Raw genomic sequence first — 12,967 nt, 5'->3', positions numbered from 1 at the left:
ACAGGCAAAATTAAACGGCCTCAGTCCCGTGGAGTTCAGGACTAAGGCCGCCTAGTGTCTTTACTTATTTATAGTGTCTACTTGACGGGGTGCAGTTCAGATGACTTGTGGAACAGCCCTTTTGTTTATCCGTGAGGCCGGGGTAGTCTGCTTCTACTGGACAGGATATGTAAGCTTGCGGCTTATTGCGGTGTACGGGGCCTCAAATCCGGCCTCGGGATTTCAAAAGAAACAGTGGTGCCTTGGCCCTGCTTGCTGTCTATCGTCAGACCGTGCCCGTACAACTGCTTTAGACGGCGGTGAGTATTGCGGAGGCCGATTCCCTGTGATGCAGGGCGCTGCGGAGGCTCCAGCAGGTCATGAATCAGCTCATTGCTCATTCCACGGCCGTTATCTTCAATCGAGACCCGGATCGCTCCCTCTTCGCGGTACATGCGGATGTACACGGTACCTCCCCGGGGAAGGCTGAGTGCGCCGTGCTTCACGGCATTCTCCACCAATGGCTGAATCGTAAGCGGAGGAAGCAGGATGTTCAAATTCGGCTCGTTATTCCATACGATGGTAAGGCGCTCGTCAAAGCGTTCCTTCTCGATATACAGATAGCAGCGGACCAGCTCCAGCTCACGCTCCAGAGGGACAAGCTGCGCGGAGTTCAGGAAGTCAAAGCTCAATCTGAGATAGGTGCTGAACGCTTCGATAAGGTCATTCATCTTGTCCGTGTCGATGTCACTGAGCGCCGTAATGGAGTTGAGCGTGTTGAACAGAAAATGCGGCTGGATCTGCGCCTGCAAATATGCGGCTTCCATGCTCAGCCGTTCGTGGATCGATTGTTTGAGATCGGTCAACGCCCGGACCCGTGATCTGAGCTCCAGCGCATCGACCGGTTTCGTCACGTAATCGCTTGCTCCGGCCACGAAGCCGGAATAGATATCTTCCGGGCGGCTGCGAGTCGTCAGCAGCAGGACTGGAAGCTCAGAGAGTGAATAGCGCTCCCGGATGAGGCGGGTCAGCTCATAGCCGGAGATGTGCGGCATCATCACGTCCGCAATGATCAGATCCCACGAAGCGGAGTTGATCAGCTTCAGGGCCTCTTGGGGCTGGGCGGTTAAGACGACCTCATACGCATCGGCCAGGAGAATGTCGCCGAGGATTCTAAGGTTGACAGGGTCGTCGTCAACCGCCAGAATTCTCGGCCGGCCCTCCGTCAGGACGTGCTGCTTCAGGGGCGGCGTGGCGGCGGATGCTTCTATTGCAGCGGCTCCGGCAGCAGCTTCCAAGTTAGCTTGGGCTGCAACTTCTGCTGCAAGAATGCCGACTGTAGCTTCTGCTGCAAAAGCCCGGGCTGCATCCTCTGCTGCAAGGGCTTCATCTGCCGCTCCCGATCCTTCCAAATCTCCGGTAGATGAAGCATTCGCAGCTTGGGACGCAGCAGCCGAGCCTGATGAGGCCCAGGCAGCAGCTGCGTTTACGGCCCGATTGGCCAGAGCAGCGTAGTCTGTCGCCGCCACGGCTGAATCCGTGCCTAAGTCCGAAGCCTCCGGGATCAGCAGCTGCGAGCCTGCCAAAAACTGGCCGTCCCGCGCTTCTTCAGCCAGAGGGAGGTTGAACGTAAACACCGATCCTTCCCCTGGAGCGGATTGGACGGTCAGCCTGCCTCCATGCAGCTGCACCATCTGCTGGCAGATACTCAGGCCGAGCCCGAGTCCGCCCGCTGAAGAGGATCTGGGAGCGTCTCCCTGCTCATATGGCCGGAAGACTCTATGCTGCATATCCTCATCCATGCCGCATCCGGTATCGGATACATGGATATAGGCCTGGCCGGCACGAATCTCGGCACGGATCAGGATGGTTCCGTTGTCGGTAAACTTAACGGCGTTATGCGTCAGGTTGAACAGAATTTGAATCAGCCGTGTTTCATCGGCGAGGACAGGCGGGAATGAGGCGGGAATATCCATAACGAACCGGACTTTTTTGCCCTCCGTCAGAAATTTCAGCATGTCCAGCACCCCCGAAGCAGCCGCCTGGATGCGGACACTGCCGGGCTGCAGCTTCACGCGTCCTTCGCGCAGTTGGGTCAGGTCCAGCAGATCGCCGAGCATCAGCGACATGCGTCGTCCTACAGTGACCAGGAGCTCTAGGTTCTGTGTGCTTTTCGCATCGAGTACCGGTCCGCTTGTCTCCAGTACCTGCCGGGCAATATTCAGGATGCCGTGGAGAGGGGTCCGCAGCTCGTGCGATGTGTTCGCCAGAAACTCGTCCTTCATCTTGTCGGATTTCTGAAGCTCCTGCGCGAACTCGGACATCCGGTTGTAGGTATGGATGAACTGCCTCAGGCAAAAGGCGGCAAAGGCGACAAATCCGATAATGAGATCGAACGGATAGTATACATTCTGGGCCCAGCCCAGGCTCTTGGCGACTCCCCAGCCTACACTGCTGGTAAGTGCGGATGCAACGAGCAGCAGATAGATGGAATCCTTGCTGCTCGTCAGAGCTTGCCGCAGCGTCAAGGCTGTTACGATCAGGAAAGGCGGGAAGTAAACGAGTTGAAAAGCCGGCACTGCAAGCTGCACGATCTCAACAGGAGCCAGCACAACAAAGATGACGTATAGGACGCTCATCCCTGTGAACCAGCGGAATACCTTGTATTTGCTGTATTGCGGGAGTACATGCAGCACCAGCTGGAGAAGGAACAGGGCGACGACCGTATACGACACATATAACAGCTTGACGCCGGCGGCATAGCTTATCGGCAGCCACAGGAGGAGCAGCTGCTTGTCATCCACGAGTGTCATGATAATCGCGCTTAGCGTAGTGAGCATGAAATATACGAGCTGGCGCTTCTGCGAGAATCCGCTGAGATACAGAATCAGGGCGTATAGGGCATGGATGGCGAAAATAATACAGATCAGCAGCTGCAGCCCCGTCGTCAATAGATCAGCCCGGTTGATCGCTTTCTCGGACCCTAATTTGATCGGCTGATAGAGGCCGCCCCTCTTAGGGTTATCGAAGTTGGCGACATGCAGAATAAGCTCCATTTCCCTCTGATCATTTGCAAAATAAGCCGTGGAGGGAAGATTGCGCGGAGTGTACAATTCTTTTACGGTGGCCGGTTCTCCGTTTTGCAGCAGCAGCTTCCCGTTGACGAAGACCTTAGAAGAGGCGGGGATCCTGGGAATCTGGATGCCCCAATACGGCTGATCCTCCGGATCAACCAGAATACGCAGCCGGTAGGAACCGTATCCGATGCTCGAAGGATTCTCCGGGTGGAGGGTTTCCTTCCAGTTGCCCGGGACTTGGATCAGGCGTGTTTCCGCAAGGGAAGAAGACGTTCCCGCAGAGCCGGACATTCCTGGAGAGATGAACTTGTCCGGGTAGAACTCCCACTCCCCGTTCAAAGTGACGGATCTGCTTGCGGCAAAGTCCCATCCGCGCAAGTCGAGTTGGCCCCGGACTGCATGGGGCTGCAGGGGACCTGCATAGAAGAGATTCCACAGCAGATGGATGACAGTGAGTATAAGGACGAAAAAACCGGAAATGAGGAAAACTTTACTTTTGGTCATAGATAATCTTCTTTTCTTAAAGGATTATTGGATTCAGGCGAATGTCAGCCATTAGAAAAATTATACATGAAATCCAGGTAAAATAACGGATCTGATGACAATATTCAGAGTGCCCGCTTGGATTATTTTTCATAAATAGCAGAAGGGATGCTCTAAAATACGCCGATGAGTGGGCATCGGCACAAGTTGAAGAAGCGGGGGGTGTTTCTGGGAGTGAAGCAGCCGATAGCGGGTGAGGATAGATGTATTTTTAAATACCTACTTGACAGGTATGAATAATTGGTTTAATCTTGCTTCAAGATCATTATATGAAAAGTAATCCAGTGAACGATCATTAAATGAATGGTCATTATCTTAAAATTAAATCAAATCAATAAGGACAGCCGATTGGACAGCCAAAGGCTCCTGGAATCTCTTGCCGACGTACGGAGGAGAAGACGGGAGCTTTTTGTGTTCCGGCAGGCAGCATCGTCTGATGGAGCGGGCATATGGAGTATGGATGAGCTGATTCCCGCCGGACCGTGCATCCAAGCACAGCAGCGAGCATTGGCTTGCTGACTACTGGCCCTTATTGCGAAAGGAGCAGCATGGAGGACAAGGACTGGGCATTACTCGAAGAAGCCGACTGGCTGTTCCGCAGGATGGTCCGCAAGTTCGTGAAGGAGCGCGATAAAATTTCGGTCGGAGGCATTACATTGCCGGGCATGCTCATCCTGAACTCCATTCAACGCGAAGGGGAGCAGCGGCTCGGGGAGCTGGCGGAACAGCTGGATTTCACCTCGGGTGCAGTGACGGCGCTGTGCGACAAACTGGAAGCGGGCGGCTACGCGGTCCGCAAACGAAGCGCGACGGACCGCCGGGCCATTGCGCTGGAGATAACGGACAGAGGCAGGGAGCTGATCGGCCGCAGCAGCGGCATCAGCGCTTGCATGATCGAGGTTCTGTTCAGCGGCTATACGCAGGAAGAGTTGAAGCATCAGATCGCATTGTCGAGGAGGCTGCTGGAACGGCTGGATGGTTTTGCGGAAGCGGTACTCCGGCAAACCGGGGATGATATTCAGGATGCGATTCCGGGTGGGACTCCAGATGAGAACCCGGGTGAAAGCTCAGATGGGACTTTAGATGGGACCCCTGATGAGAGCCAAGATGATGTCCCAGATGAGACTCCGGGTGGGACTTCAGATGAGGCCCCGGATGAGAGTCTAGATGATATGCCGGATGAGACTCCAGGTGGGACTCCAGATGAGACATCGGACGAGAGAACCGGCACCAGGCAGGCCGTCTTTGATCCCCGGCAGGATGCGGTAGCGGATCGGACCGACGCTGCACCGAAAGCAGCGAACCGGAAGAAGCATTTTATTTCTTACTAAAGGATGCAACGCCGCAGTTTGGGATGGAAGGGATGCAACAGGGCCGGAGCGTGCAGCATGTTTCTTTTTGTAGCGGTAAATCTTAAATGGCTGGCTCTATTAGTATTCCGATTAAGGAATGGCCTGAATGATTAGTGACATGAAGTTTTTAGCGGATGGGTAATTTTGGAATCACAGATTTTAAGCAGCTAGACCTTATAAATAGATCAATATTTTTCCTATTAAAAATTAAAAGAAGAGTTAAACAATTAAAATTCGAGAGGAAGTTGTACATATGGGACATCCGACAATTTATCCGACAGGAACAACGGTATATAACAAGGGCAAAAGCTGGAGCGGCTACACGATTTACCAGGCGGCAGATACGGGGGCGCTGCTGATCGACATGAACGGCCGGGAAGTGCATTTGTGGAAAGGGCTCAGAGGGTTCCCGAACAAGCTGCTGCCGGGTGGATACGTGTTTGGAAGCACAGCGGAGCGCGATCCGAAGTACGGGTTTCAGGATGAAGTGAACCTGGTGCAGGTGGATTGGGACGGCAATATCGTGTGGAAGTTCGACCGCTACGAGCACATTGAAGACCCCGGGCACCAGCCTCAGTGGATGGCCCGCCAGCATCACGATTATCAGCGCGAAGGCAATCCGGTCGGGTACTATGTGCCGGGTCAGGAGCCCCAAGTGCTTTCAGGCAATACGATCATTCTCGCTCATAAAAATGTAAACCGCCCCGAAATCTCCGACAAGGAGCTTCTGGACGACACGATTCTCGAAGTGGACTGGGAAGGGAATGTCCTCTGGGAGTGGACGACAAGTGATCATTTTGAAGAACTGGGCTTTGACGAGGATGCCAAGAAGGCGCTGTACAACGATCCGAACACCCGATTCTTCGGGGCGAATGCCGGCGACTGGATGCATATCAACTCCGCTTCGGTCCTCGGGCCGAATAAGCATTATGATGCGGGGGATGAGAGGTTTCATCCGGACAACATTATCTGGGATGCGCGGGAGACGAACATCATTGCCATCACGGACAAAAAGACCGGTAAAATCGTCTGGAAGCTAGGCCCTGACTATAACACCGAAGAGACGAAACATATCGGCTGGATCATCGGGCAGCATCACGCCCACCTCATTCCGCAGGGACTGCCGGGCGCAGGCAACATCCTGATCTTCGATAACGGCGGATGGGGCGGCTATGGCGCGCCGAATCCGGAATCGCCTGACGGTATCAAGAACGCCCGCCGCGATCACTCGCGCATCCTGGAGATCAACCCGGTTACACTCGAAATCGAGTGGCAGTACACGCCGACGGAAGCGGGTTTCCAGGCTCCGCTTGATTCGTACCGGTTCTACAGCCCGTACATCAGCTCCGCCCAGCGCCTGCCGAACGGCAATACGTTAATTACGGAGGGTGCGGACGGCCGGATTTTTGAAGTGACACGTGAGCATGAGCTGGTGTGGGAATACATCTCGCCTTACAAAAACAAACGCAACTCCAACATGGTCTACCGTGCCTACCGCGTGCCTTACGAGTGGGTGCCGCAGCTGGAGCTGCCGGAGGAAGTGGAAATTGCGCCGATCGATGTGGCGGACTTCCGCCTGCCGGGAGCGGCTGCGCGGGGAGCGGTGACGACGGTGGAAGTCGAAGGAACGGTTTCGTACGGCGAGGGTGCGCTGTGCGTAGCAAGGGCGGACGAAAGCCAGCCGGAGAAAGGATAGGGGTGAGCGGAATGCGTACATATACCGGTCAACATGCAGAACAGACGGATCATGCGGGCGTCGGGAGACAGACAGAGCCTATCTCCGCTAAAGGTCGTGCGGGACTTAGTACAGAGCGTACAGATTGTGCATATCATGCTGCGCCAGCAGCTAATACGGGTGTTGCAGTTCAACATAACCGGCGGCAGCGCGCAACCGATGACAGACATTGGGGCCGCATTCTGCTGGCACTTGCGCTGACCGTCTCCCTGCTCGCCGTACTGGCCGGCTGCGGCAAAGCGGCCGCCGACCCGGAGCAGGGCGGCGCCGCCAAGCTGAAGCTAAAAATTGCGGACATCTCGACGAATTCGATCTTTCGCGTCGCCAAGAGCAAGGGCATCTTCGAGAAACACGGCATCGACGCCGAGCTCGTCTCGTTCGCCACACCGGCCGAAGGCGTCAACTCCCTGTTCATCAAACAGGTGGACGTGGCGTTCGGCGCAGATTTTCCGCTGCTGAATGCGGTGAGCAAGGGTGACTATTCCATCTTCGCTTCATCGGGTACGGCAACGGATCTGAGCGCCAGCGAGTGGAAGCTGTTCGTCCGCAAGGAGATCAAGAGCGCGGCGGAGCTGAAGGGCAAGAAGCTGAGCTTCTCCCGCGGCACTTTTGTCCCGTATCTGTGGGATGTGTATCTGGGCCAGAACGGCGTCAAATTGTCTGAGGTAAAGCTGATCGGCCAGGGTGGCTTTGATGAAGCGTATGTCGCGCTCAAAAAAGGCGAGATCGACGGCGCATGGGTATACGGCGCGGTGCTGAACGAGAAGTTCGCGGCACTCGCCGAGGCTCATGAGCTGGCGGACATGTCCCAAACCCCGGTCCGGCTGGGGAATGGTCTCATCGCTCCGAATGAGCTTCTCAAGAACAATAAGGCCGGATTCGTCGCTTTCGTCAAAGCGCTCGATGAAGCTTCCGCTTACGTACAGGCTAACCAGGAGGAAACGGCGGATATCATGTATAAGCAAGTTAAGCAGCCGAAGGAAGCGACTCTGAAGGATTTGCCCAAGAACCCGTGGAAAATCGGTTTCACCGATAAAGCTTACAACGGCTACAAGGAGCAGAAAAAATACATGGTCGAGAACAAAATCATCGAGAAGGATTTTGACCTGAACAGCAAGCTGAACCTGGATATTCTGCGGGAAGCCTTCCCGGATCGGGTCATTGAATTGAAATAGTACGGATATTGGAAAAGTGGGAGCATGGGCCGGGAAAACCACGACGTAACATTGCAGCACGTATCCCGACAGAGGTCGGCCACCACGCCAACTTTGCAATACGTGCCCGACAGAGGTCGGCCGAACGCCGTCTTGAGCCGAAATACCGGCCGCTGTCATGCAGCAATACGGATATCGAAAAATCGGGAGCATGGGCTGGATCGACCACTACGCACAAAACTCCGCAATGCGCACCTGGCAGCGGTTGCCGAACACCGTCTTACGCCGAAATACCCACTGCTGTCATGCAGCGAAAACTGCAAGCAAAAAAACGTAACAAAACTGAACAGGAGGATGAACTATGAGTACGAAGACAGCGCCGAAACGCAACGAAATCCACATCGAACGTCTGGATAAAAGCTACATGCAGCCTTCCGCGGGTGAGCTGCCCTACATCATTCAAGACGTGAATCTAGCGGTCCGGGGCGGCGAATTCTTCGTCCTGCTGGGACCGAGCGGCTGCGGCAAATCGACGCTGCTCAGTCTCATCGCCGGCTTCGTCTCCAAGACTTCCGGCCAGATGCGCGTCGGTGACCGCGAGGTCGAGCGGCCCGGCCAGGACCGCGCCGTCGTCTTCCAGCAGGCCGATTCATCCCTGTTCCCCTGGCTCACGGTCAGGGAGAACGTGGAGTTCGGCCTGCGCATGAAGCGTGTCCCTGCGGCGGAGCGCCGCGAGATTTCGGACCAGTATATCGCACTGGTCGGTCTCAAGGGCCACGAGAGCAAATTCCCCCGCGAGCTGTCCGGCGGCATGAAGCAGCGCGTGCAACTCGCCCGTGTGCTCTCGAACGATCCGGCCATTCTGCTCATGGATGAGCCGTTCGGCGCGCTCGATGCGATGACGCGCCGCACCATGCAGAAGGAGCTTCAGCGGATTTGGCAGGAAACCGACAAAACCGTCATTTTCGTCACCCATGACATCCAGGAAGCATTGCTGCTCGGAGGCCGGATCGGCATCATGTCCGCCGGCCCGTCGTCCAACATCTCGCACATCTACGACGTGCCCCTCGCGTATCCGCGGGATCTGGGGTCGCCGGAATTTTACGAGCTGTACAACCGCATCCAGGCGCATTTCGACGAATAAGGAGGAGAAGCCGATATGAACACGAACGCCATTACCGCCAAAAAACCGATCACGACCAAGCCGCCAATTACGGCTGCTACTGCTTCTGCCCGGAAACCATTCATACGCAAGCCTTGGTTCAAAAAAACACTGCTCACCCTTCTCTTCTGGGTCGCCGGATTGCTGCTGTGGCACGGGCTGTCGCTCGTCTACGGCCCGGAAATCCTGCCCGGCCCGATTCTGACCGCCCAGGGCGGCTACGAGCTGCTGGCAGATGGCACCCTGCTGCATTATATCGGCATCAGCTCGTACCGCGTCCTGCTCGGCTGGACCCTGGGCAGCCTGCTCGCCATCCCGGTCGGGCTCGTTATCGGTAAAGTTAGCGCCATCCGCGCTTTCGCGGAGCCGTTCCTGAACTTCATTCGGTTCATCCCGCCGATCGCGTTCATCACGCTCTTCCTCGTCTGGTTCGGCATCGGCGAGACTTCGAAGGTCGTACTCATCCTGTACGCGACTTTCTTCATCGTCGTACTGAACACCTTGACCGGCGTGCTCGCCGTGGAGGAGGACAAAATCCGCTCAGCACGCAGCATGGGCGCCTCCGAGTGGCAGATCGTCCTGCACGTCATCATCCCGTCCACCGTGCCGTACATGTTCACGGGCATCCGCCTCGCCATGGGCACCTCCTTCATGGCCATCATCGGCGCCGAAATGATCGCCTCCAACGAAGGCGTTGGCTACCTGATCTGGAACTCGCGGCTGTTCTTCCGCACGGACTGGATCTTCGTAGGGCTAATCTGCCTGGGGCTGATGGGGTTTATTACAGATCGTGCTGTCGCGCTGCTAGGGCGTAAGCTTTTGGCAAGGTATGGGGTTGCGGGGACGTTGGGGCTTAGGCGGTAGGTGTGTTAAACGGAGTTTCAATGCACAAGTTTTATGATCTATATGAACGTAATTAACAATGAAATCGGTAATGTTGAAACGTAAGACAGTGAATTAATGAAATGAGTTGAATTTATAAAGATATCCCTCTAAAGGAGGGATTTTTTATTGCCTACATACAGCTGTAGGGGGAAGGTCATCATATGCTGTTTATATTTGTTTCATGTATAAGCAGAGTTACGATCAAATTTAATAATTAGAATAAAATACAACAAATAATTACCATTTACTATCATGTAAATTATTGGTAGTATTTGTTGGTGTTATCCAATAAACTGTTTTAAGGGAGAGAGTCGTGAAGAAAACCATTTTGTCTACTTTGTCCGCCGTACTCATTGTTACCGCAATTCCGTACAATGCTTTAGCTAGTGTACCTAGTCAGGAGACAACATCCTATGCCTCTAAAGTTGAAGAAAACGGCACGGAGTCCCTTGGCAATAATACGGATACCATCATAAAAGATGGAGTGAGTGTTACCTTCGTTGCTGGATCAGAGGATTCCGACATCCTCCAAGCAAATTCGAGTGTTCGTACTTAAGCAGAAAAATTCTTGGCTAATCGACATAATGCTAAACAGTAGCTAACCCTGATAGTTACACTCCCAAGTCCGACCCTATCTGGGGAAATGAAACCATTGCACTGTCAAAGAAATCAAACGATTATAAAAACGCAGTTAAAAAAGACGTTGTTACATTTGTAACAGGAGCAGTTATTGGTGTTGTTGGGTTAATTGGCGGCACTTTAACTAAGAGTCCGAAAACAGGAGCGGCCCTTTCAACTTTTGCCTCAATCGCGTCTGGCACTATTACCAACCATGTGGATTATAAATGGACTACTACAACATTTTACAAAACATATAGTGATTACTATGGAAGGGATGTATACTACTACGTAGAGGATATTTACGCAGACCCATATAGGACGCAATTGAAAAAAACTATCTTGAGCGAACCTCACGTGGATGCAGGGTATAAAGTTTATCTCACTACTAAAGATTACTACAACCTTTAAATTTTTGAAATAAGTAGTAAGGCGGTGGTGATGTTATGAAAACTCGCACCCAAAGAATACTTCTAACCGTCCCTTTTTTACTTGCAGTCGTTTTTATTGCAACGAAACTAGATACAATTTTATCTATTATTGTTAATGCTGTTTTTGTTTGGCTTGCTTGCACTTGGGTTCTTAAAGGAACCGAAGATGATTAGGTCAACACTCCGTACATTAGGCAATAAATAAAAGCCCCGTCCAATTGGATGGGGCTTACATGTTTAAGATATTCGAGTGACGTACAATTTCACCTCAAATGATATCACGTCATTTTACTGAGATATCCATAACAGCTCTTTGAACACGATTACGAAGATTCTCCTCGTTAAATTTTACTTGAATTTCATATGGACTATTTTCCCTCTCAAGCATTATTTTTGTAAAAGAACTTACTAAACAACCTCAATACCATTGCATAACTTATTGTTGTTAAATGCACCCTCAAGAATGACTGCGGAAACTCCCTTTTTATGTTCATGGCACATACATTCTTAGTAAAGTGTTACAATTTATTTTTGTAAAGGAGTAATATGAAAAAGAAAAAGTACTTGGTTTTGTTTATTCTCGCCAGCTTGATTGCTTATACATCCCTCAGATATGGAGGGGAGATATATTCAAATGTATATTTTTCGACTAAACTAGGTGAAATGCAAAAAAAGCAGCGGGAATCAGTTGATCTATCATCGTTTTACCCTTTTGACTGGGATCAATTTGTACATATCGGATCCTATACGAATGGGAAAGAAGTTAATACAACGTTAGGTAAAAAAGTAGTAGATGATGACGAGATGTTGATTGATTATGAAAATGATCAGAAGCTGTTGTTTATAAAAAATGATAAAATTATTAAAGAGTGGTCCATGCCATCTATACAAGAGATTCAAGTGACTACTAATAGTGGTGGAGTTGTATCACGTGGCGATGCTTTGTTTGAAATTAAGAAAGTCGATGGCAGGCTTTTTTTAAAACAAGTTAAAAAGTAAGTTACGTATACTAAAATTCTGTAGGTTTTTCCTTAATAGGAATATAGCCTGCAGACTTTTTATTTGATTTTGGCGGGAAAATTAGGCTCCGTTTGATTCATATCGGTTCTACAGCCTTAACAACATCTCCGTTTTTCTGTAAAACAGATAGTAGGATTAGTTCTAGATTAATTAATGAAATAAATTATAGCTGTGGCAACGCAGGTACTATAAAAGTTAGAACTACTTGCTACACACACCGTTAGTATACAATTGACTTATTACCAACGCCGATCGATAGAGTCAATTTCTTCATAACGAGCATACATGGGAAGGTGACAGAATGAAAGTTCGTAGATATCTTGTTCTAGCATTCAATAGTCTATTGTCTTATTGCGCAGGTTTGTGGGCTTATCAATTTGTTCTGTGGTTAGTCTGGGAGCAGACTATGAGTGAAGGAGACTTGCGAGCCGTTCAGTATTGGGCGGGACTTGCGTATGTAATCATCTTGGTTCCCATTTATCTTGTGATATGTTCCTATATTACATCCAAAATAAAAACGGGACTTTTGCGTTTCATTCTGTATCCTCTAAGTTGTGCGTTCATTTTTGTTCTTCCAACCTTATTTATACTTGCAGCTTTTGGAGGCGGAAGTCCCTTCTCGGCGGAGTCGTTCTTGTTTTATGTGTTTTTTATTGCCACTGGCCTGGTATTTGGGCTTGGGTATGCTTTGATCACATTCGTGGAGCGAGTGAAGGCGGGGAGATAAACATCGTAGATTTTGGTTCTGTTAGAGCGTGTGTTGAATATTATGCTTTTCGTTTCACTCGTCATCCTAATGTAAATAGCCATTATTATCTTGAGAGTCTTGAGAGTATAGAAGGGGGTTGCCACGATAACTCCGATCATCCTACGTATCTTAGGCATGAGTGGGGTTATTTTTTTAAACTTTTTAGCTGCTGCTGGTATACGTTATAACGCAGGAAGATAATAAGTGCTGTAAACGCTATTCTTTCATTGGCGTTCTTCTGAAAAGGATGGTTTTGGCCGAGA

9 protein-coding genes are annotated in these 12,967 nt (G+C 51.3%); 8 read left to right on the top strand and 1 reads right to left on the bottom strand.

Translation table 11 applies throughout. The features are described 5' to 3' along the window. Window positions 1-182: 182 nt before the first annotated feature. Window positions 183-3,560 (bottom strand): ATP-binding protein, encoded by a 3,378-nt coding sequence (locus AR333_RS21295; RefSeq protein ID WP_068777378.1) that lies wholly within the window; start codon window positions 3,558-3,560, stop codon window positions 183-185. A 587-nt stretch (window positions 3,561-4,147) separates the two neighbouring features. On the opposite strand from AR333_RS21295, the gene AR333_RS25210 reads away from it, so the two are divergent. The 8 genes from AR333_RS25210 to AR333_RS21260 all read left to right on the top strand — a co-directional run bounded on the left by AR333_RS25210 (window position 4,148) and on the right by AR333_RS21260 (window position 11,935). Beyond that, window positions 4,148-4,930: a MarR family winged helix-turn-helix transcriptional regulator gene (locus AR333_RS25210; RefSeq protein WP_084783935.1), complete on the top strand. Its 783-nt coding sequence runs from the start codon at window positions 4,148-4,150 to the stop codon at window positions 4,928-4,930. A gap of 274 nt (window positions 4,931-5,204) precedes the next feature. After that, window positions 5,205-6,647, top strand: a complete 1,443-nt coding sequence (locus tag AR333_RS21285; protein ID WP_068777377.1) for an aryl-sulfate sulfotransferase — start codon at window positions 5,205-5,207, stop codon at window positions 6,645-6,647. An 11-nt stretch (window positions 6,648-6,658) separates the two neighbouring features. After that, complete coding sequence (locus AR333_RS21280) at window positions 6,659-7,861, top strand: ABC transporter substrate-binding protein (RefSeq protein WP_253735937.1); 1,203 nt, start codon at window positions 6,659-6,661, stop codon at window positions 7,859-7,861. A gap of 340 nt (window positions 7,862-8,201) precedes the next feature. Then, entirely contained in the window at window positions 8,202-8,984 is a 783-nt protein-coding gene (locus tag AR333_RS21275; RefSeq protein ID WP_068777376.1) for an ABC transporter ATP-binding protein, read from the top strand. A 15-nt stretch (window positions 8,985-8,999) separates the two neighbouring features. Next, the gene (locus AR333_RS21270; RefSeq protein ID WP_068777375.1) at window positions 9,000-9,866 is read left to right on the top strand and encodes an ABC transporter permease; all 867 of its coding nucleotides are present in this window, start codon (window positions 9,000-9,002) and stop codon (window positions 9,864-9,866) included. Window positions 9,867-10,200: 334 nt separating this feature from the next. Beyond that, the gene (locus tag AR333_RS25515) at window positions 10,201-10,443 is read left to right on the top strand and encodes a hypothetical protein (RefSeq protein ID WP_253735936.1); all 243 of its coding nucleotides are present in this window, start codon (window positions 10,201-10,203) and stop codon (window positions 10,441-10,443) included. 508 nt (window positions 10,444-10,951) lie between these two features. After that, a complete protein-coding gene (locus AR333_RS25090) occupies window positions 10,952-11,110 on the top strand; it encodes a hypothetical protein (RefSeq protein ID WP_172798918.1) in 159 nt (52 codons plus the stop codon). A 372-nt stretch (window positions 11,111-11,482) separates the two neighbouring features. Further along, window positions 11,483-11,935, top strand: a complete 453-nt coding sequence (locus tag AR333_RS21260; protein WP_068777374.1) for a hypothetical protein — start codon at window positions 11,483-11,485, stop codon at window positions 11,933-11,935. Window positions 11,936-12,967: the final 1,032 nt, after the last annotated feature.

The sequence above is a fragment of the Paenibacillus sp. FJAT-26967 genome, from assembly GCF_001541095.1.
Lineage (GTDB): Bacteria > Bacillota > Bacilli > Paenibacillales > NBRC-103111 > Paenibacillus_F.
Note: the sequence above shows the minus strand (reverse complement) of the source record. Positions and strands in the feature narration are given on the sequence as shown.

Coding starts and splice junctions, on each gene's coding strand:
- AR333_RS21295 (WP_068777378.1), bottom strand. CDS start 3,560: ATGACCAAAAGTAAAGTTTTCCTCATTTCCGGTTTTTTCGTCCTTATA.
- AR333_RS25210 (WP_084783935.1), top strand. CDS start 4,148: ATGGAGGACAAGGACTGGGCATTACTCGAAGAAGCCGACTGGCTGTTC.
- AR333_RS21285 (WP_068777377.1), top strand. CDS start 5,205: ATGGGACATCCGACAATTTATCCGACAGGAACAACGGTATATAACAAG.
- AR333_RS21280 (WP_253735937.1), top strand. CDS start 6,659: ATGCGTACATATACCGGTCAACATGCAGAACAGACGGATCATGCGGGC.
- AR333_RS21275 (WP_068777376.1), top strand. CDS start 8,202: ATGAGTACGAAGACAGCGCCGAAACGCAACGAAATCCACATCGAACGT.
- AR333_RS21270 (WP_068777375.1), top strand. CDS start 9,000: ATGAACACGAACGCCATTACCGCCAAAAAACCGATCACGACCAAGCCG.
- AR333_RS25090 (WP_172798918.1), top strand. CDS start 10,952: ATGAAAACTCGCACCCAAAGAATACTTCTAACCGTCCCTTTTTTACTT.
- AR333_RS21260 (WP_068777374.1), top strand. CDS start 11,483: ATGAAAAAGAAAAAGTACTTGGTTTTGTTTATTCTCGCCAGCTTGATT.